The 19327-nt window shown below is 72.8% G+C and carries 16 protein-coding genes; 6 read left to right on the top strand and 10 right to left on the bottom strand.

The window, feature by feature from the left end:
* Positions 1 to 156: 156 nt before the first annotated feature.
* From E0D90_RS11695 to E0D90_RS11720, 6 genes are all read right to left on the bottom strand, one after another.
* Positions 157 to 975, bottom strand: coding sequence for a methyltransferase domain-containing protein (locus tag E0D90_RS11695; RefSeq protein WP_130797802.1), 819 nt, complete (start codon positions 973 to 975; stop codon positions 157 to 159).
* 221 nt (positions 976 to 1196) lie between these two features.
* Positions 1197 to 2345, bottom strand: coding sequence for a S1 family peptidase (locus E0D90_RS11700; RefSeq protein WP_130797804.1), 1149 nt, complete (start codon positions 2343 to 2345; stop codon positions 1197 to 1199).
* Between the two features lie 399 nt (positions 2346 to 2744).
* Positions 2745 to 3908 carry a S1 family peptidase gene (locus E0D90_RS11705; protein WP_103501306.1) on the bottom strand — a complete coding sequence of 388 codons (1164 nt, stop codon included), beginning with the start codon at positions 3906 to 3908 and terminating at the stop codon, positions 2745 to 2747.
* 118 nt (positions 3909 to 4026) lie between these two features.
* Positions 4027 to 4998, bottom strand: coding sequence for a LysR family transcriptional regulator (locus E0D90_RS11710; protein ID WP_103501307.1), 972 nt, complete (start codon positions 4996 to 4998; stop codon positions 4027 to 4029).
* A 357-nt stretch (positions 4999 to 5355) separates the two neighbouring features.
* Complete coding sequence (locus tag E0D90_RS11715; RefSeq protein ID WP_130797806.1) at positions 5356 to 6024, bottom strand: fasciclin domain-containing protein; 669 nt, start codon at positions 6022 to 6024, stop codon at positions 5356 to 5358.
* A 111-nt stretch (positions 6025 to 6135) separates the two neighbouring features.
* A complete protein-coding gene (locus tag E0D90_RS11720) occupies positions 6136 to 7725 on the bottom strand; it encodes a molybdopterin-dependent oxidoreductase (RefSeq protein ID WP_438827391.1) in 1590 nt (529 codons plus the stop codon).
* A 413-nt stretch (positions 7726 to 8138) separates the two neighbouring features.
* Here E0D90_RS11720 and E0D90_RS11725 point away from each other — a divergent pair, with 413 nt between their 5' ends.
* The 5 genes from E0D90_RS11725 (at position 8139) to E0D90_RS11745 (ending at position 13840) form a co-directional block, all read left to right on the top strand.
* The gene (locus E0D90_RS11725; protein WP_130797808.1) at positions 8139 to 9449 is read left to right on the top strand and encodes an NAD(P)/FAD-dependent oxidoreductase; all 1311 of its coding nucleotides are present in this window, start codon (positions 8139 to 8141) and stop codon (positions 9447 to 9449) included.
* Positions 9450 to 9508: 59 nt separating this feature from the next.
* Positions 9509 to 10225 carry a DUF1365 domain-containing protein gene (locus tag E0D90_RS11730; protein WP_227870157.1) on the top strand — a complete coding sequence of 239 codons (717 nt, stop codon included), beginning with the start codon at positions 9509 to 9511 and terminating at the stop codon, positions 10223 to 10225.
* A gap of 197 nt (positions 10226 to 10422) precedes the next feature.
* The gene (locus E0D90_RS11735; RefSeq protein ID WP_227870158.1) at positions 10423 to 11700 is read left to right on the top strand and encodes an SAM-dependent methyltransferase; all 1278 of its coding nucleotides are present in this window, start codon (positions 10423 to 10425) and stop codon (positions 11698 to 11700) included.
* Positions 11697 to 13010 (top strand): class I SAM-dependent methyltransferase, encoded by a 1314-nt coding sequence (locus E0D90_RS11740; RefSeq protein ID WP_103503683.1) that lies wholly within the window; start codon positions 11697 to 11699, stop codon positions 13008 to 13010. The genes E0D90_RS11735 and E0D90_RS11740 overlap by 4 nt, the downstream gene beginning before the upstream one ends.
* Positions 13007 to 13840 carry a DUF1295 domain-containing protein gene (locus tag E0D90_RS11745; protein ID WP_103503682.1) on the top strand — a complete coding sequence of 278 codons (834 nt, stop codon included), beginning with the start codon at positions 13007 to 13009 and terminating at the stop codon, positions 13838 to 13840. The genes E0D90_RS11740 and E0D90_RS11745 overlap by 4 nt, the downstream gene beginning before the upstream one ends.
* 254 nt (positions 13841 to 14094) lie before the next feature.
* Here E0D90_RS11745 and E0D90_RS11750 read toward each other — a convergent pair whose 3' ends face one another.
* The 3 genes from E0D90_RS11750 to E0D90_RS11760 all read right to left on the bottom strand — a co-directional run bounded on the left by E0D90_RS11750 (position 14095) and on the right by E0D90_RS11760 (position 16682).
* The gene (locus E0D90_RS11750; RefSeq protein WP_130797815.1) at positions 14095 to 14871 is read right to left on the bottom strand and encodes an anti-sigma factor; all 777 of its coding nucleotides are present in this window, start codon (positions 14869 to 14871) and stop codon (positions 14095 to 14097) included.
* On the bottom strand, positions 14868 to 15452 hold the full coding sequence (locus E0D90_RS11755) for a sigma-70 family RNA polymerase sigma factor (RefSeq protein WP_103503680.1): 585 nt from the start codon (positions 15450 to 15452) through the stop codon (positions 14868 to 14870). The genes E0D90_RS11750 and E0D90_RS11755 overlap by 4 nt, the downstream gene beginning before the upstream one ends.
* 396 nt (positions 15453 to 15848) lie before the next feature.
* A complete protein-coding gene (locus E0D90_RS11760; protein ID WP_130797817.1) occupies positions 15849 to 16682 on the bottom strand; it encodes an aldo/keto reductase in 834 nt (277 codons plus the stop codon).
* Positions 16683 to 16831: 149 nt separating this feature from the next.
* On the opposite strand from E0D90_RS11760, the gene E0D90_RS11765 reads away from it, so the two are divergent.
* Positions 16832 to 17824: a bile acid:sodium symporter family protein gene (locus E0D90_RS11765; protein ID WP_130797819.1), complete on the top strand. Its 993-nt coding sequence runs from the start codon at positions 16832 to 16834 to the stop codon at positions 17822 to 17824.
* Here the strand turns inward: E0D90_RS11765 and fdhD are convergent.
* On the bottom strand, positions 17794 to 18666 hold the full coding sequence (gene fdhD / locus E0D90_RS11770; protein WP_130797822.1) for a formate dehydrogenase accessory sulfurtransferase FdhD: 873 nt from the start codon (positions 18664 to 18666) through the stop codon (positions 17794 to 17796). The two genes, E0D90_RS11765 and fdhD, sit on opposite strands and share 31 nt — an antisense overlap.
* Positions 18667 to 19327 lie beyond the last annotated feature (661 nt).

Consider the following 19327-nt stretch of genomic DNA (forward strand, 5'->3'; position numbering starts at 1 on the left):
CTCTTTCTTCTTATTTTTTTTTTTTTTTTTTTTTCAAGCAAAAGACGGCATACGATTTTCCTTTTTGTCTGGGGGGCTGGGAGATTTGTAAAAGAGACAGGCTCCGCCCGCCGCACCTCGTGGCGCCGGCGGGGCGACGCCGTGCCCGGGGCCGGCTCAGCGACGGCAGAGGATCTCGCCGTGGAGCACGGCGAACCAGCCGTCCGCCGCCGCGCCCCACTGCCGCCAGCCCCCAGCGGCGCGGTCCAGCTCCGCCGTCGTCGCGTGGCCGCCGTCCACCGCCATCCGCGCGTAGCCCTCGGAGAGGGTCCGCTCGGCCCACAGGCCGCTCCACCACGCGCGGTCCTCCTCGGTGGCGAAGCACCAGACGGAGGCGGACGGTTCGATGTCGGTGAAACCCGCCTGCCCTGCCCAGGACAGCAGACGGCGTCCGGCGTCCGGTTCGCCGCCGTTGGCGCGGGCGACGTCGTCGTAGACGCGCAGCCACAGATCGAGCCCCGGCGGGCGGGGGTACCAGGTCATCGCCGCGTAGTCGGCGTCGCGGGCGGCGACGGTTCCGCCCGGACGGCACACGCGGCGCATCTCACGGAGCGCGGCGACGGGGTCGCCCAGATGCTGCAGCACCTGGTGCGCGTGGACCACGTCGAACCCGGTGCCCTCGGCGGTGCCGTCCGCGAACTCCAGCGCCGTGACGTCGCCGGTGGTGAAGGTGGCGTTGCCGACGCCCTGGGCGGCGCAGGCCGCGCGGGCGGCGTCCAGGACCGAGGCGGACGAGTCCAGGGCGGTGAGCGGTCCGGGCGCCACCCGGTGGGCGAGCCCGGCGGTGATGGTGCCCGGTCCGCAGCCGACATCCAGCAGCGCGAGGCCGGGGCGCAGCCGGGGCAGCAGATAGGCGGCCGAGTTCTCGGCGGTCCGGCGGCGGTGCGAGCGCAGTACCGCCTCGTGGTGGCCGTGGGTGTAGACGGCGTCGGGCATCGTCGGCTCCCCTCTCCGCTCCTCGTGTCCGTCCAGCCTCACCGCCGGGCGGGCGGACGGCAACGTCCGTCCGCGATGCGAGCGGCGGTCCGCACTCCGTGCCGCTGCGCGGGCGGGGCGCGGGCACGCGAACGGCCCGCCGGATCCGGGGATCGCGGCGGGCCGTGGGGCGCGTCAGCGCATGTGGGGGAGTGGTGCGGGTGGTGCGTTGTTCTCTACGGTCAGCCGGTGACCAGGTCCAGGCCGTAGGCCGAGAGCAGCGGGTTGATCGGCTGGTGGTAGGTGGTGCCACCGGAGGTGCAGTTGCCGGAACCGCCGGAGGTCACACCCTGGGCCTGGCTACCACTGATGTAGGAGCCGCCGGAGTCGCCGGGCTCGGCGCAGACCGAGGTGCGGGTGACACCGGTGATGGTGCCCTCCGGGTAGGTCACCGAGGTGTTGTGCTGCTCGATGGTGCCGCAGTGCCAGCCGGTGGTGGAGCCCGAGCGGCAGATGGAGGCGCCGACGGCGCCCTGGGTCGAACCGGAGACCGTGACCGCGCCGTCATTGACGGTCGGGGTGGTGTTCCAGTTGCTGTTGACCGACACCCACGCCATGTCGTCGCCCGGGAAGGACGACTCCTCGAAGGTGCCCTGCGCGGCCTGGTTGAAGCCGGTGGTGCTGGTGCCCACGGTGCCGCAGTGGCCGGCGGTGGCGAAGCCCGGGGTGGAGCCCTGGGTCACCGAGAAGCCGACGGAGCAGCGGCCGCCGCCCATGTAGTAGGCGTCACCGCCGACCAGGTCGTAGAAGGCCTGGGGCTGCTCGTCCGAGGTCTGGATCGAGACGGCGCCGGCGTCGACACCCGCGGCCTCGACGAAGCCCTTGGCCTCGGCGGTGTCGGAGGTGAGCAGCACCACGTCGTTGGTGGTGATGTCCACGTACCAGACCGGGGCGTCGGTGGTGTCGTAGGACTCGGCGGCCTCGTCCAGCGCGGCCTTGACGCTCTCCAGTTCGGTGAGCGTGTGGTCGACGATCTCGACCTTGGCGCCTGCCTCGGTGATCTGCGCGGCCTCGGCCCTGTCGGTGGTGGCGACGACCAGGTCGGTGCCGTCGGCGAGCCAGGAGCCCGCGTAGGCGTCGAGGTCGGCGCTGAGCGTCTCGCCGAGCAGCGAGGCGTCGTACTGGGCGACCAGCTGGAGGCCGGCCTCCAGCTCGCTCAGGCCCAGGTCGCGCTCCATGGCGTCCAGCACACCGGCGGGAAGTTCGGCGACCGCGGCGTCGGCGCGCTCGGTGAGCGTGTCGTTGGCGGTTGCCTGGCTGGGAACGAGTGCGAGAGCGAGCGCGGAGGCGGCTATCGCGGAGCCGATGGCGGTACGGCCTTTGTGACGCATGCAGTTCTCCTTGCACTTGCCTTGTGGGGGTGACACAGAACGTAGCCGCCGGGGTTGTGGGGTGTGTACCTGTCAAGGAATACCTCTTGTCATGCGATGGATTGCCTGACCACGCCAGTTTCAGGCCGTTCTCGCAGGTCAGAGCGGCATCCTGAGTGGACGTCAGGGGGCCGGGTGGCTGGTTCCGGCGGATGTGAGGGTAACTTCACGACACGCACGCCCTATGCACAACGTGACGGCGGAGAGGGGCGGTTGGCTCCCGGTGGCCCGCGTTCCCGGTGGTTACGGCAGTGGAGGGGATGTGACGGCGCACACACCAGTGGCCCGCCGCGATCCGGAGATCGTGGCGGGCCACCGGTGGTTCAGGCGGTCTGCGTGTGCGGGGTCACCGCTTCCGGGTCAGCTCCGGACGAGGGTCAGACCGTACTGGGAGAGGATCGGGTTGACGGGCTGGTGGAAGGTGGTGCCACCGATCGAGCAGTTGCCGGAGCCACCGGAGGTCACACCCTGGGCCTGGGTGCCCGAGATGAAGGAGCCGCCGGAGTCACCGGGCTGGGCGCAGGCGGAGGTCCGCGTCACGCCGGTGATGGTGCCCTGGGGGTAGGTCACGGAGGTGTTGTGCTGCTGGATGGTGCCGCAGCGCCAGCCGGTGGTGGAGCCGGAGCGGCAGATCGAGGAGCCGACGGTGGCCTGGGTGGAGCCGGTGACCCGCACGCCGGAACCGGAGTTGCGGACCAGGGAGGTGGGCGTCCAGTTGCTGTTCACCGCGACCCACGCCATGTCGCGGCCCGGGAACCAGGAACCCCGGAAGGTGCCCTGGCTGACGCGGTTGAAGCCGGTGGTGGCGTTGCCGACGCTGCCGCAGTGGCCGGCGGTGACGAAGCCGGGGGTGGTGCCCTGACGGACCGAGAAGCCGATGGAGCAGCGGCCGCCACCGATGTAGTAGGCGTCGCCGCCGACCAGGTCGTAGAAGGGCTTGGGCGCCTCGTCCGACTCCATCACGCGGACGGCGGAGCTGTCGGCCCCGCTGGCCTCGACGAAGGACGTGGCGGCGGCGACGTCCGAGGCGTGGACCACGACCTCGTTGGTGGTGACGTCGACGTACCACAGCGGCGCGGCGTCCGAGGAGTTGGCCAGGGCGGCCTCGTCCAGGACGTCCTTGACCGCTTCGAGCTCGGCGAGGGTGTGCTCGACGACCGTGGCGGTGGCGCCCGCCGCGGTGATCTCGGCGACCTCGGCGCGGTCGGTGGTGGCCACCACCAGTTCGGCGGTGCCCTCCACGAGCCACGAGCCGGCGTAGGCCGACAGGTCGTCGCTGAGGGTCTCCTCGAGAACGGCTGCCTCGTGCTCGGCGACGAGCTGCGGTCCGACCTCGGCTGCGGTCAGACCCAGGTCGCGCTCCATGGCCGCCACCATGCCGGTGGGCAGCTGGTCGACGAGAGCGTCGGCCTTGGCGGCGGATGCCGGGACATCGGTGGTGGCGTTGGCCGGCACCAGGCTCAGCGCGAGGGCGGTGGCCGCCAGCGCCGAACCGATGGCAACAGTACGTCCTTTGTGACGCATTCTGTTCTCCTTGTGTTGTGAGGGTGACCAGAATGTAGACGCCGCGTGATCGGGTGTGTACCTGCCAACCAATACCTCTTGTCATGCGATGGAATGCGTGAACACGCCACGCGCAGCGCTAGTTGGGGCGCTCGGGCGTCGTGCCGAAGTGGGTGTTGGCGGCCAGCCACTGCGCGTACCTCGGATTGCGCCGCGTCGCCTCGCGGTGCGCCTGACGTGCGCGGATGAGAACGGCCGGCGCGGCGCCCGCCGCGGCCGCCGACGGATGCCAGCCGAGCATGTGGTGCCAGGAGAGCGGATTGCCGGCCAGTGGCAGAGTGACGACACCCGGGGTCGGCGGGAAGATCGCGCGGCACGGCGCGACCGCGCGGCCCGCCTGCACCAGATGCACACACGCGGATGTGTCGAGTTCGTAGACCGAGGTGGGGGTGAACCCCGCGCGGGCACAGGCAGCGAAGAAGCAGTCGCCGAAACAGCCGTCGCCCGGGGCGTCCACCCACTGCTCGCCCGAGAGCCGTTCCAGGTCGAGTTCGTGCTCACCGGCCAGCGGGTGCTGCTCCGAGAGCATGATGAAGATCGGGTCGCGGCCGACGGTACGCCAGGTCAGCTGGTCGGACGCCGGGGGAGTGGCCTCGCCGCAGGTGCCGGCCAGTGCGAAGTCCAGCCGGCCGGAAACCACCAGATCGCTGATCTCCTCGATCGACCAGCTGGTGACGGTGGAGATCGCGGCCTGCGGGTGCAGCAGGGAGAGCTGGTCCACCAGGCCGCCCAGCATGGGCCCGTGGGTGCCGCCGAGCCGGAACCGGGGCAGATCCTCCAGGGTGTTGGCGAACCGTACCGCCTCCTCCTGGAGCTCTCGCATGGCCGGGAGGAGGACGCGCGCCCGGTCCAGCACCAGCTCACCCAGCGGAGTCGGCTGCGCTCCGTGTCTGCCGCGCTCGAAGAGCGCGCCGCCCAGGGCTCGTTCGATGCGTTTGAGCTGTGCGCTGAGCGCCGACTGCGCGAGGCCGAGAGAGGTCGCTGCCCGGGTGAGGCTCCCGGCCTCGTCTATCGCCCGGATGATCTTGAGGTGGCGTAGCTCCAGGTCCATAAGCCGGAAGCTACGGCCCCGCATGGCGGGTGACAAGCGGCCCCGGCGGCCTGCCTCGTCGACCGGCCTCCCGGGCCCCTGCCAAGTCGCGGACGCGGCGCGGTGGTTGCCGGAGGCCGTGCCCGGCCTGCCCTCGGCCGCTGTTCAACAGGTCTGCCCGCGTGCCCCGGACGGCGGTCGCCGCCCGGCCGGGGCGTGCCCATCGGGACGCGCACACACGAGCGGACCGGCCACCGCCCGGAGGTTGGGAGGGCGGTGACCGGCCCGCGGCCCGGGGCCGTGCCGGCGTTCAAGCGGCGGCGTCACGGCCGGCACGGCGTCAGGGCGTCAGGGGTGACGCCCTGACGCGGGGGCGTCTCAGGGCATCAGCACCGAGTCGATGATGTAGACCGTGGCGTTGGCGGTCTGCACGTTGCCGCAGACGACCGTGGCGTTGTCGTTCACCGTGAAGTCCTCGCCGGAGCCCGCGACGGTCAGGGTCTCGCCCTGCAGGGTGTCGTGGGTGCCGTCCAGGTCCTCGGGGGCCAGCCGCTCACCGACCACGTGGTAGGTCAGCACGTCGGTCAGCGCGTCCTGGTCCTCCAGCAGTGCGTTGAGGTCCTCCTCGGGGATCTCCGCGAAGGCGTCGTTGACCGGCGCGAAGACGGTCAGGGCGTCGGCGTCGTTCAGGGTGTCCACCAGGCCGGCGGCGTCCACGGCGGTGACCAGCGTGGCCAGGTCCTCGTTGTTGGACGCGGCGGTGGCGACCGGGTCCTGGGCCATGCCCTCGAAGCTGCCCGGGCCGTCGGTCGGAACACCGGAACACGCGGCGCCGAACGGGGCGGCCTCGGCGTCGCCGGAGCCGTCCATGTCGTCCATGTCCTCGGTGTCCGTGTCCTCGGTGCCCTCGTCCGTGCCCTGGCCGGTCTCGGCAGCCTCGGACCCGTTGTCGTCGTCACCGTTGTCCGAGGAGCAGGCCGCCAGCGAGAACGGCAGGATCGCGGCGGTGGCGACGGCGACGGCGGTGCGGCGGATACGGGTGTTCATCAGGATTCTCCTTGCGGTGATCTGCTCGGGGGGAGCTCGTCGTATACCGGTGATTCGGTCTGGGGTCGTGCTCGGATTGGTCCATCTGCCGAGAAATCGCGAAAAGTTGTGTCACTCCACGGTGACCACCGCCGAATGCCAGCCGGTGGCGCCGTCGGGGACCGTCCCGACGCGCTCCTCGGTCTGGGTCTCGCCGGAGCGGTCGGTCGCGCGGACCTCCAGCCGGTGGGAGCCCGCTTCGGCCTCCCAGTCCCAGCGCCACTGACGCCAGGTGTCCTCGCTGGGGGCCGGGGCGAGTTGGGCTTCCTGCCACTCGCCGCCGTCGACCCGGACCTCCACCCGCTCGATGCCGGTGTGCTGCGCCCACGCCACCCCGGCCACCGGGACGGTGCCGGCGCCGATCGTGGCGAACCCGCGCGGGGTGTCGATCCGTGACTGCGTCTTGACCGGTGCCTCGGCCGCCCAGTCGCGTTCCACCCAGTAGACGTCGAAGTCGTCGAAGGTGGTCAACTCCAGTTCGGACAACCACTTGCAAGCGGACACGTACCCGTACAAACCCGGAACAACCATCCTGACCGGAAAGCCGTTACGGAAGGGCAGCGGTTCGCCGTTCATACCGACCGCGAGCATGGCGTCACGGCCGTCCATGACGGTCTCCACCGGGCTGCCGAGGGTCATCCCCTCGACCGACCGGGCCACCAGCTGGTCCGCCGGGCCGCCCTCGGACGGGGGCCGGACCCCCGCCTCGCGCAGCAACTCGGCCAGCGGCACACCGATCCAGCGGGCGTTGCCGACGTACGGGCCACCGACCTGGTTGGAGACGCAGGTCAGGGTGATGTCCCGCTCGATCAGCTCACGGTCCAGCAGGTCCCGGTAGTCCAGCTCCAGTTCCCGTTCCACGCCCCGGCCGTGAATCCTCATCCGCCAGGTGGTGGCGTCCAGGCGGGGCACCCGCAGCGCGGTGTCCACCCGGTAGAAGTCCTTGTTGGGCGTGGTGAAGGAGGACAGGCCGTCCACCTCCAGGTCCGCTCCCGGCGGCAGCGGAGCGGCCGGGTCGGTGGGACGCGGGATGGTCAGCGCCTCGCGCGCGGCCTCCGCCTCCGCGTCGCCGGAACGCAGCAGCCGCTGGCCGACCAGCCCGGCGCCGGCCGAGGCCGCCGCGGCCACCGAGGCGGCCCGCAGGAAACGGCGGCGGTCGAACGGGGCCAGGACCCGGCGGGTGGTGACGGGGGAGGAGGTGGTGCCGACGCCCTCGCCGTCCGGAGCGGGGCCCCCGCGGGTGCTCTGCCGGGTGCCGTCCGCGTCGGTGCCGTCCTCCTGGGTGCCGTCCTCGGGGGAGGGGGCCGGTTCGGCGGACTCCTCGTGGTCCGCGGGCACGGACGGTCGGGCCGCGCCCCCGGGCTCCCCGCCGCCGTCCCCGGCCGGTCGGGGCCCGGCCGCGTCGGGCGCGACCAGGACCGGGCCGGTCACCGGACGCAACGCGCGTATCAGCACCACGATCACGGCGACCGCCGCCACACCGCCGACCAGCGAGGGCACGGCGTCGGGCGCGCTGCCCTCGGGGCGGCCGGTCGCCGTGACCGCGCCGAAGACCCCGAAGCAGGCCGCTCCCGCCGCTCCCAGCCGGAGGCTGCGCAGCGCCAGCAGGCCGATGGCCATGGCGAAGAGCGCCAGCAGGGTGAGGATGCCGATCTGCAGCACCAGCTTGTCCGCGCTGCCGAAGGTCCGGATCGCCCAGTCCTTGACGGCGATCGGCGTCCGGTCGATGACCGCTCCGCCCACCGCCGTCACGGGCCTGGCCTCCGGCCGCACCAGCGCGGCGCACAGTTCCGCCGTGGCGAGTGCGGCCACCGCGGCGAGGATGCCACTGAGCGCGGCCGGCACGCGCCGCGCCCACCGTGCGGCACCTCGGCCGGCGGTGGACGCCACGTCTGCTTCCCGGTTCTTCCTCACGACCGGTATTCGCTGTGACACCTGCGCCGGATGGGTCAATCACTCGATGGAATTACTTTGCCGCCACGACCCATCCGTTCGGCCCACAGCCCCGAATACCTGTCGACAGTGGTGTGAGCAGGCCCGGGCCCGGGCCGCAGGCGACCGGCGGAGGCAGTGGGATGACGCGGGAAGTACGCAGGTCAGCGGTGGTGGGGAGCGGGGTCTCCGGGTTGACGGCGGCCTATGTCCTGCGCGAGGCGCGTCAGGTCACCCTCTACGAGGCGGACGACCGGCTCGGGGGTCACGCGCACACGCACGACATCGGGACCGGAGGGTGCCGGTTCGAGCGGATCGACTCCGGCTTCATCGTCCACAACGAACGCACCTACCCCCGGTTGCTCCGGCTCTTCGACGAACTGGGCGTCGCCACCCAGGCGTCCGAGATGAGCATGTCGGTCCGGTGCGACGGCTGCGGCCTGGAGTACGCGGGCGCCCGTGGCGCCCGCGGCCTCTTCGCCCGGCCCGCCTCCGCCGCCGACCCCCGCTACCTGCGGCTGCTCGCCCAGGTCCCGCGCTTCCACCGGCGGGCCCGGCGGCTGCTCGCCGCGGACGACGCCGCCACCGCCACCGGGGACACCTCCACCGCCGCGGGCGACGACACCACCCTCGGCACCTTTCTGGCGGCCGGCCGGTTCTCCCCCTACTTCGTCAGCCACTTCATGGCACCGGTCGTCTCCGCCGTCTGGTCCTGCGACCCGGAGACCGCGCTGCGCTACCCGGCGCGCTACCTCTTCCGGTTCCTCGACCACCACGGGATGCTCTCCGTCACTGGCTCGCCCAGCTGGCGCACCGTCACCGGCGGGTCCCGCTCCTACGTCGACCGCGTGGCCAAGCACCTCCCGGACGTCCGCACCGGCACCCCCGTGCGGACCGTCCGCCGCCTCGGTGAGGGGCGCGGCGTCGAGATCACGGCCGCCGACGGCACGAGCGAGCGGTACGACTCCGTCGTCCTCGCGGTCCACGCCGACCAGGCACTGGCGATGCTGGCCGACCCCACCGCGGACGAGCAGCGCGTCCTGGGCGCCTTCCGCTACTCCCGGAACCCCACCCTGCTGCACACCGACACCTCCCTGCTGCCGCGGCACACCGGGGCCCGCGCCTCCTGGAACTACCAGCTGCCGGACTGCGCCACCCCGGCCGGCGAGGTCCGCATCAGCTACGACATGAACCGCCTCCAGCGGCTGGACACACCCGAGACCCACGTGGTGACCCTGAACGGCGAGGACCGCGTCGACCCCGGCCGTGTCCTGGCCCGGATGGAGTACCAGCACCCCGTCTACACCCCCGAGTCCGTCGCCGCCCAGCGTCAACTCCCCGCGCTCAGCGGTCCGGTGACAGCCTTCGCGGGCGCCTACCACGGCTGGGGCTTCCACGAGGACGGATGCCGCTCGGGTGTCGAGGCCGCCGAGGCGCTGGGCGTGAGGTGGTGACCGCCCCCGCGACCCCCGGGACCGGCGCTCCGCACGAGCGGCCCGGCGCGAGCACCGGAGTGATCTACCGCTGCGAGGTCCGGCACGCGCGCGGCGGCCCCGTGCGCCACTCGCTCCGGCACCGCACCTACATGTGGCTGGTCGACCTCGACCGGCTGCCGCGGCTGCCCCTCCCGCTGCGGCCACTCGCCCGGTTCGAGAGCCGTGACCACTTCGGCGGGACGGCCCCCACCCTCCGGGCCGGCCTCGAACGCTTCCTCGCGGCGCGGGGCGAACCCGCCCCCGACGGCCGGGTGCTGATGCTCGCCCACGCCCGGGTGCTCGGCCATGTCTTCAACCCGCTGACGCTCTACTGGTGCCACCGCGCCGACGGCTCCACGGCCTGTGTGGTCGCCGAGGTGCACAACACCTACGGCGAACGGCACGCCTATCTGCTGCACCCCGACACGGACGGGCGGGCGGAGACTGCCAAGGAGTTCTACGTCTCACCGTTCAACCCCGTCGACGGCCGCTACCGGATGCGGTTGCCCGAGCCGGCCGGCCGCCTCGACGTCACCGTACGGCTCGACCGCCCCGACGGAACCCCCTTCACCGCCACCGTCCGCGGCGAACCCGGGCCCGCGGGTGTCGGCGGACTGCTCCGCGCGGCCGCCCGCCACCCCTGGCCCACGCTGGCGGTCTCCGCCGCCATCCGGTTCCACGGAATCCGCCTCTATCTGAAGGGCCTGCCGGTACAGCACCGGCCCCGGCACCAACCGCAGGAAGGTATGCAGTGACCTCGCCCCGATCCTCCTCGCCCACGGCCTCGCCCTCGGGACCGCCGGCCCGGCCCGCGGCCACCGCCCCGTCCGCGGGTGCCGCCGCCCCGGAAGCAGCCGACGCGCCCGTCGCCCCCGTCGCCCCCGCGGGCACCGCCACCGCCACCGCCGCGTCCGCGTCCGGCGGCCCCGCGCGCCCGGCCGGCCGCGCGGGCGTGGACACCGCCCGCTGGCCCGACGTCGCCCGCGTCCCCAGCTGTTCCTGGCCCCGGCGCGTCATCGCCACCCGGATCGCGGAGAGCGCCCTGGAACGGCTGCCGCTGCGTGCCCGTTTCCCCGACGGACGCACCCTGGGCGCTGGCGGGCCCCTCCTCGTCCTGCGCGACTCCGACGCCTTCATGCGGAGGCTCGGCACCGGCGGGCTGATCGGCTTCGGCGAGTCCTACATGGCCGGCGAATGGGACGCCCCCGACCTCGTCGGCGTGCTGACCGTCCTCGCCGAGAACGCCGCCACCCTGGTGCCACCGCGCCTGCAGAAGCTGCGCGAGGTGTGGGCCCCGCGACAGCCCCGAGCCCGCCGCAACACCATCCGCGGCTCCCGCGAGAACATCGGCCGTCACTACGACCTCTCCAACGAGCTGTTCTCCCTCTTCCTGGACGAGACCCTCAGCTACTCCTCGGCCGTCTTCCGCGGGTTCCCCGCCGAGTGGTCACTGCTGGCCGCCGCCCAGCAGCGGAAGATCGACCGCATCCTCGACCTGGTCGGCGCCGGTCCCGGAACCCGGCTGCTGGAGATCGGCACCGGCTGGGGCGAACTGTCGCTGCGCGCCGCCGCCCGGGGCGCCGAGGTGGTGACCGTCACCCTCTCCACCGAGCAGGCCCAACTGGCCCGGCGGCGGGTCGAGGAGGCCGGCCACAGCGACCGCGTCGAGGTGCTCATCCGCGACTACCGCGAGCTGACGGGCAGCTACGACGCGGTGGTCAGCGTCGAGATGATCGAGGCCGTCGGCGCCGAGTACTGGGGCACCTACTTCGCCTCGCTCGACCGGCTGACCGCGCCCGGCGGCAAGGTCGCCCTGCAGGCCATCACCATGCCGCACGACCGGCTGGTGGCCAGCCGCCGCACCTACACCTGGATCCAGAAGTACATCTTCCCCGGAGGGCTGCTGCCCTCCACCGACATCGTCCGGCGGCTCACCGAGGAGCGCACCCGGCTGACCGTCGAGCGCGCCGACGGGTTCGCCCCGCACTACGCCGAGACCCTGCGGCTGTGGCGGGAGCGGTTCAACGAACGCGAGGCCGAGGTCGACGCCCTCGGCTTCGACGAGACCTTCCGCCGGATGTGGACCCTCTACCTCGCCTACTCCGAGGCCGGGTTCCGCGCCGGCTACCTCGACGTCCAGCAGTTCCTGCTCACCTCCCGGCCCGACGAGGACCGCACCGCCTCCGCCGGCCCCGGCACCCCTACCCGCACCCAGGACGGTAACCAGTGACCCCAGCCAGACACCCCGGCCGAGGCGCCGCCGCCCAACTCGTCGGCCTCCTGCGGCAGTACCTCCAGGGGCCCTCCCCGGTCCGGGTACGGGCCTGGGACGGCAGCGAGGCGGGACCGGCCGACGCGCCACTGGTCGTGCTCCGCTCCCGGCGCGCCCTGCGTCACCTGCTGTGGCAGCCCGGCGAACTGGGACTGGCCCGCGCCTACGTCACCGGTGACCTGGAGGTCCCCGGCGACCTGAGGGCCGGACTCTCGGCCGCGCTGCGCACCGTCCGCGCCCAGGGGACAGTGCCCCGCTCCTCGCTCTCCGACAAGGCCGCCGCCCTGAAGACACTCGCCCGGCTCGGTGCCGTCGGCCCCAAGCCGCCCGTCCCCTCCGGCGAGGTCCGGCTGCGGGGCGCGCCGCACAGCCGCGGCCGTGACCGGCACGCCATCAGCCACCACTACGACCTGCCGCCGGAGTTCTACGCCCTGCTGCTCGACCCGGCGATGGCGTACTCCTGCGGCTACTGGAGCCGGCCACCGGGGGAGAGCGGCTACTCCCTCGCCGAGGCCCAGCGCGACAAACTGGAACTCGTCTGCCGCAAGCTCGGACTGCGGCCCGGCATGCGGCTGCTCGACGTCGGCTGCGGATGGGGCTCGCTCTCCCTGTACGCCGCGGAGCAGCACGGTGTGCAGGTCACGGCGGTGACCCTGGCGCGTGAGCAGGCCGAGTACGTCCGGGAGCAGGCGCGTCAGCGGAAGCTGGAGGAGCTGGTCGACGTCCAGCACCGCGACTACCGGGACATCCCCGGCGGCTGGTACGAGGCCGCCGTCTCGCTGGAGATGGGTGAGCACGTCGGCGACGCCGAGTACCCGGGCTTCGCCGCGATGATGCACCGCATGCTCCGCCCGCAGGGCCGGGTGCTGATCCAGCAGATGTCGCGCGGCGCCAACGCACCCGGCGGCGGGGCCTTCATCGAGGCGTACATCGCCGCCGACATGCACATGCGACCCGTCGGTGAGACGGTGGGCCTGCTGGAGAACGCGGGCCTGGAAGTCCGCTCCGTCGACGCGATGCGGGAGCACTACACCCTCACGATCGACGCCTGGGCGCGGACGCTGGAGCGCAACTGGGACGAGGTCGTCGCGCTGACGAACGAGGAGACCGCCCGCGCCTGGCGGCTCTACCTGGCGGGCGGCGGCCTCGCCTTCGAGGAACGCCGCATGGGGGTGGACCAGATACTCGCGGTCCGCCCGACCGAGGACGGAACCAGCGGCCTCACCGGCACGCTGCGCGACTGGTACAAGGAGTGCGCACCGCGATGAGCGACTACCCCTGGGGCGAGTTCGGCCTCAACCTGGCGTACTCGGCCGTGGCCGCGTTCGCCGTGCTGCTGATCACCTGGCTGATCGCCGTGATCCGCGGCGGGCCGCACCGCACCGTGGACATCGCCTGGGGCCTCGGCTTCGCCGCCGTGGCGGTCACCACCTGGATCTGCTCCTCCGGGGACGGCGACGGAGCCCGGCGGACCCTGCTGGCGGTGCTCACCGTCGTCTGGGGTGTGCGGCTGGCCGGTCATATCGGCTGGCGCGGCTGGGGCAAGGGCGAGGACCCGCGCTACGCCCGGATGCTCTCCAAGGCTCCCGGCCACCCCCAGCTGTACGCCCTGCGCAAGGTCTACCTGTTGCAGGCCGCGCTGGTGTGGCTGATCTCGCTGCCGGTCCAGGCCGGAGCCCATCTGCCCGGACCACTGGGCTGGGTCGCGGTGGTCGGAGTGGCCGTCTGGGCGGTCGGTCTGTTCTTCGAGACGGTCGGCGACCACCAGATGCACCGCTTCAAGTCCGACCCCGCCCACCGCGGCGCCATCATGGACCGCGGCCTGTGGTCCTGGACCCGCCACCCCAACTACTTCGGTGACTTCATGGTCTGGTGGGGGCTGTTCCTGGTCGCCGCCGGTACCTGGCAGATCGCCGCGCTGACGGTCGTCTCCCCGCTGCTGATGAGCTTCCTGCTGATCTTCGGCAGCGGCAAGCGCCTGCTGGAACGCTCGATGGCCGAGCGGCCCGGGTTCGCGGAGTACGCGGCGCGCACCAGCGGGTTCTTCCCGCTCCCGCCCCGCCGCGACGCCCGTCCCGAGGACGGCCCGCGGCCCTGAGCCGGGTGTCACCGTGACGCGGCGGCGTCACGCACGGGGCCGGGCGGCCGCCACCTGGTGGCGGCCGCCCGGCCCCGTGCGCTGCCGCGGTGACTCCGGCGGCCTCGTGATCACTTACCGGTGGCCGGCCCGCCCGGTCACGGGTATGACACGGAGGGCCGGGGGTAGGCGAAGGTCGACGGGTGGGTTCGCGGCTTCGCGGGCGTCGGCGCCCGGTGCGCCGACGCCCGCGAAGCCGGGAGACCCGTCAGGACTCAGCCGGCGGCCTCGGGGAAGGCCATGACCGCGAGCGGGTCCGAGGTCGGCTCGGGAGAGCCGCCGTCCGGCTCGACGGTGATGCCCATGCCGGCGGCGTCGGCCACCGGCCCCTCCATCAGCACGGCGTTGGCCGAGGGACCGCCGGAGGAGTCCATCAGACCGGCCGAGCGCATGGTGCCACCGTCGTCGAACCACAGCTGGTAGACCATGCCGGGCGGCGGATCGGCCATGCCGGCCGCCACGAAGACCGCGCGGTCCTCGCTGGCGGAGACCAGCACCGTGCCGGTGGCGCCGTCCGGCAGGTCCCCACTGCTGACGGCCACATCCGTCGCCGTCAGCACCCGCATCATCTCGTCGTTGGCGGCCTCGGCCAGCTGCGCCTGCTCCCGGGCGTCCTCGGCCTGCTGGTACTGCCAGAAGGCGAGCCCGCCGCCCAGCGCCGCCGCGGCGAGACACGCGGCCAGCGCCAGTCGCGGCAGCGAGGAGCCGAGGCGGCCGAAGAGACCGGGCCGCGCCGAGTCCGCGCGGTACGGCGGAACGTCCGGCGGCTCCTGCCGCACGGTCTCGATCTGCCGCATCACCCGGTCACGCATCGCCGGGGGCGGTGTGACCGCGACCGCGGCACCGAGCCGCTGAGTCGTCGCGGACAGCTCTCTCACCTCCAGGGCACAGGCATCGCAGTCCGCCAGGTGCCGGTCGAACTCGGCGAGTTCGGCGTCTGACAGAGCGTGGAGCACATACGCTCCGGTGAGCGTGTGCAGGTCAGCGGTCATGCGGTCACCCCCAGGCAGTCGCGCAGCCGGATCAGGCCGTCGCGCAGACGCGTCTTCACTGTGCCGAGCGGCAGCGCCAGCAGCTCGGCGACCTCGCGGTAGGTCAGTCCGCGGTAATAGGCGAGTGTGACCGACTGGCGCTGGAGATCCGTCAGCGTGCGCAGGCAACGGCGTACCTGCTCGCGCTCCAGACGTGTCTCCACCTGTTCGGTCACCTCGTCGAAGGCCGGCGTGTGGTCCAGCAGCGCGGCGCGCTGCTCACGGTCGCTGGACGCCTGCGCCGAGCGGACCCGGTCCACCGCGCGGCGGTGGGCGAAGGTCATCATCCACGCCATGGCGCTGCCCTTCTCCGGGCGGTAGCGGGCGGCGTTGCGCCAGATCTCGACCATCACCTCCTGCGTCACCTCCTCGGACTGAGCGGGATCGCGGAGGATGCTCCGGACCAGCCCGAAGACCGGGCCGGACACGGCGTCGTACACGGCGCCGAACGCCGCGTGGTCACCCTGGGCGACCTGTACCAGCAGCTCGGAGAGATCCGGAGCCGTGGACGGGTTCTCGCCGATGTAGACGGGCTCCTTCATCGCCGCGCACCCCCGGCCATCGGGGCGCGGCATGGCCGGCATCGGTCGCTCGGTGGTGGCAGCGGCATGAATCATCCTCCGGGGAAGAACAGCCGGAACCGCTCCGGCCGTGCATGAGTCGCGCGCCTCTCGATCCGGACTCAGCGGCTATTCGTAGCCGACACCGATCCGGATGGGTCCGGGCGGGGTGGCCGGACGAGAGAAGGGGGCGCTTCCCCCGTCTGCCCAGGTCCGGCCGGTCCACACCGCGCCGTGCACGGGGCTCGGAGTCGCGCCGGGCGCCACCGCACGACGGCGCCCGCCCCAGGTCTCACCGGGGCGGGCGCCGTCGTGTGCCGGGGGTGTCCGCCCCGGGCGGGGCGGCACCCGCCGGAGCGGGTCAGAGTCCGTTCGTCGTCAGCGACTGTTGACGTTGTCCGGGTCGCCGCCCAGCCGGGTGCCGTTGTCGAGACCGCCCAGCGTCTCCATGTCGGTGTCGTCCAGATCGAAACCGAAGACGTCGATGTTCTCCTTGATCCGGGCAGGCGTGACCGACTTCGGGATCACGACGTTGCCCAGCTGGAGGTGCCAGCGCAGCACCGCCTGCGCGGGGGAGACGCCGTGCTTGGCGGCGACCCTGGCCAGCTCGGGGTCCTGGAGCAGCTCCTTGCCCTGGCCCAGCGGCGACCACGCCTCGGTCACGATGTCGTGCGCCGAGTGGAAGGCGCGGGACTCGGCCTGGGGGAAGTTGGGGTGCAGCTCGATCTGGTTGATCGCCGGCACCACCTCGGTCTCCTCCAGCAGCCTGCGCAGGTGGGCGGGCTTGAAGTTGGAGACGCCGATGGCCTTCGCCCGGCCCTCGGCGTAGATCTTCTCGAACGCCTTCCAGGTGTCGACGTAGTTGTCGTCCAGCGGCATCGGCCAGTGGATCAGGTAGAGGTCGACGTAGTCGAGGGCGAGATTGGCGAGCGAGGCGTCGAAGGCCCGCAGAGCGCTGTCGTAGCCGTGGTCGCCGTTGCCCAGCTTGGTGGTGACGAACAGCTCCTCACGGGGCAGCCCGGACGCGGCCAGGGCCTTTCCCGTGCCCTCCTCGTTGCGGTAGAGCGCGGCGGTGTCGATGCTCCGGTAGCCGGCCTCCAGGGCCTGGCCGACAGCCACGGTCGCCTGCTCGTCGGGTACCTGCCACACGCCGAAGCCCAGCTGGGGCATTTTGACGCCGTTGTTGAGGGTGACGAACGGAACGCTGCTCACGTAGATACGGTCCTTACCTGTCAGGGGGCAGTGCACCCATCATCAACGATCGTTTCCGGCCGCCCATTCCCGGCTCCCCCACCCCGTCAGCGGGCCGGCGCCTCACCCCACCTGCGGGGCGGCGAGCGCGGCGCGAGAGAATACCGGCCGTGCGCAGAGCCCTCCGATTCCTCGACCCCTACGTCCTCCTCCTGTTCGCGACCATGGCGGTGGCGGCGCTGCTGCCGGCCGGAGGCGCGGCGGCGGAGGCGGTCGACACCGTCTCGGTGGTGGCGATCGCGCTGCTGTTCTTCCTGTACGGCGCGCGGCTGTCCACCCGCGAGGTCGGAGACGGAGTGCGCCACTGGCGGCTGCATGTGACGATCCTGGCCTGCACCTTCCTGGTCTTCCCCCTGCTGGGGCTGGCGGCGGGCGCGCTGGCTCCCTGGCTGCTGACCGACCAGCTGGCGACCGGGGTGCTGTTCCTGTGCCTGGTCCCCTCCACGGTGCAGTCCTCGATCGCCTTCACCTCCATCGCCCGCGGCAACGTCGCCGGTGCCATCGCGGCGGGTTCGTTCTCCAGCCTGGTCGGCATGGTTCTCACCCCGCTGCTGGCCGGGCTGCTCATCGGCGGCAGCGCCGGGTTCTCCGCCGACGGGCTGCTGAAGATCTGCCTGCAGCTGCTGCTGCCCTTCGCCGTCGGCCAGCTGCTGCACCGCTGGCTCGGCGCCGTCGTGGTGCGGCACCGCACGGCGCTGTCGTACTTCGAGCGCGGCTCGGTGCTGATCGTGGTCTACGCCGCGTTCAGCCGGGGCATGCAGGACGGCGTCTTCAGCCAGATCAGCTGGCAGCGGCTGCTGGCGCTCTTCGCCGTGATCTCGGTGCTGCTGGCCCTGATGCTGCTGGTCACCGGCTACGGCTCACGACGGCTGGGGTTCGGCCGCGCCGACCGGATCGCCGTGGTCTTCGCCGGTTCGAAGAAGTCGCTGGCCGTCGGCCTGCCGATGTCGAGCGTGCTGTTCGGCGCCGACGCGGCACTGGCGGTGCTGCCCCTGATGCTCTTCCACCAGGTGCAGTTGATCGTCTGCGCGGTCCTCGCCCGGCGGTGGGCGGCGCAGGCCCCGCCGGAGGATCAGGAACCCTCCGGCAGCTCCACCCGCTGAGCGCCCGCGTAGACGTTCATCGAGTCGCCCCGCAGAAACCCCACCAGCGTCAGCCCGGTCTCCTCGGCCAGGTCGACCGCGAGGGAGGAAGGGGCCGAGACCGCCGCCAGCACCGGCACACCGGCCATCACGGCCTTCTGCGCCAGTTCGAACGAAGCCCGCCCGGAGACCATCAGCACCGTGCCGTCCAGGGGCAGCGCGCCCTCCCGCAGCGCCCGGCCGATCACCTTGTCGACCGCGTTGTGCCGGCCGACGTCCTCCCGCAGATCCAGCAGCGTGCCGTCCGAGGCGAACAGCGCGGCGGCGTGCAGGCCGCCGGTCCGCTCGAAGACCTTCTGGCCCTCCCGCAGCCGGTCCGGCAGCGTGGAGAGCAGCGCCGGGGTGAGGGTGGGAGCGGCCGCCAGCGGCCAGCGGGCCGTGGTCCGCACCGCGTCCAGGCTGGTACGGCCGCACATGCCGCAGGAGGAGGAGACATAGACGTTGCGCTCCATCGACGCCGCCGGCGGTGGCACCCCGTCGGCGAGCAGCACGTCGACGGTGTTGTAGGTGTTCGGCGTACGGCCGGCGGGGCCGGTGCCGTCGTCCGGGGCGGGGGCGGCCGGTTCGGAACCGGCGCAGTAGACCACTCGGGAGACCTGCTCGGCCCGGTGCACCACGCCCTCGCTGACCAGGAAGCCGACCGCGAGCGCGAAGTCGTCACCCGGGGTGCGCATCGTCACCGCCAGTGGGCGGCCGTTGACGCGGATCTCCATCGGCTCCTCCCCGGCGAGGGTGTCGGCCCGTTCGCTGACCGCCCCGCCGCGGATCCGCACCACCCGGCGCCGCTCCGTCACCCGTCCCATGCCCGCGTGCTCCCGTCCGTCCGCCGTTCGCCCGGTGTCCCCCGCGGCGACGCCGCAGGCCACCGGGCTCCACGGCCCCCATCGTGTCACGCGGCACCGCGCCACGCCGTGACGCCGGTGGGGGCGCGAGGCCGTGACGGGCCGTGGGGCGGACGGGCGGTCGCCGGGCGCGCGCCGGTGCGCCGGGCAACGCGCCGGGCGGCTCTGCCCGCCACCGTCTTGACGCCGTCCCGAGCGGGCCCGGAGAATTCCCGTGACGGCTCTACCACGCGGCGCGACGCGTCCGGGTGCGGGCCGAGCCGGCGCACGGCCGGCCGCGCACTTCCGCGCGGCGGCCCGGCCACCGGCCATGGGAGGCGAGGCGGCGGCATGAGGCATCACGGCGGGCCGGACGGCGGGTTTCTCCCGCCGGTGTGCCTGCTGACCTGCCGTCGCCACATCGACCTGCTCCGCGTCACCAGCGCCGCGTAGCGCACCCCGGGAACCGCCGCGCGCCGGTGTGCCCGCTCGTCGGCGCCGCCCGGCCGCCGCGCTGTCCGGTCCTCAGGCGGCGTGCCCGCCCGCGTCCGCGCGGCCCCCGTTAGGGCCCCGTCGTGCTCACCCGGCCAGCCGTGCCCTGCCCCCTGCCGCGCCCGTCCGACCCGCCGTGTCACCCCCCACC

It is taken from the genome of Streptomyces otsuchiensis, from assembly GCF_004305975.1.
Classification (GTDB): domain Bacteria; phylum Actinomycetota; class Actinomycetes; order Streptomycetales; family Streptomycetaceae; genus Streptomyces; species Streptomyces otsuchiensis.

Coding starts and splice junctions, on each gene's coding strand:
- E0D90_RS11725 (WP_130797808.1), top strand. CDS start 8,139: ATGACGCGGGAAGTACGCAGGTCAGCGGTGGTGGGGAGCGGGGTCTCC.
- E0D90_RS11755 (WP_103503680.1), bottom strand. CDS start 15,452: ATGAAGGAGCCCGTCTACATCGGCGAGAACCCGTCCACGGCTCCGGAT.
- E0D90_RS11750 (WP_130797815.1), bottom strand. CDS start 14,871: ATGACCGCTGACCTGCACACGCTCACCGGAGCGTATGTGCTCCACGCT.
- E0D90_RS11695 (WP_130797802.1), bottom strand. CDS start 975: ATGCCCGACGCCGTCTACACCCACGGCCACCACGAGGCGGTACTGCGC.
- E0D90_RS11705 (WP_103501306.1), bottom strand. CDS start 3,908: ATGCGTCACAAAGGACGTACTGTTGCCATCGGTTCGGCGCTGGCGGCC.
- E0D90_RS11700 (WP_130797804.1), bottom strand. CDS start 2,345: ATGCGTCACAAAGGCCGTACCGCCATCGGCTCCGCGATAGCCGCCTCC.
- E0D90_RS11715 (WP_130797806.1), bottom strand. CDS start 6,024: ATGAACACCCGTATCCGCCGCACCGCCGTCGCCGTCGCCACCGCCGCG.
- fdhD (WP_130797822.1), bottom strand. CDS start 18,666: ATGGGACGGGTGACGGAGCGGCGCCGGGTGGTGCGGATCCGCGGCGGG.
- E0D90_RS11710 (WP_103501307.1), bottom strand. CDS start 4,998: ATGGACCTGGAGCTACGCCACCTCAAGATCATCCGGGCGATAGACGAG.
- E0D90_RS11745 (WP_103503682.1), top strand. CDS start 13,007: ATGAGCGACTACCCCTGGGGCGAGTTCGGCCTCAACCTGGCGTACTCG.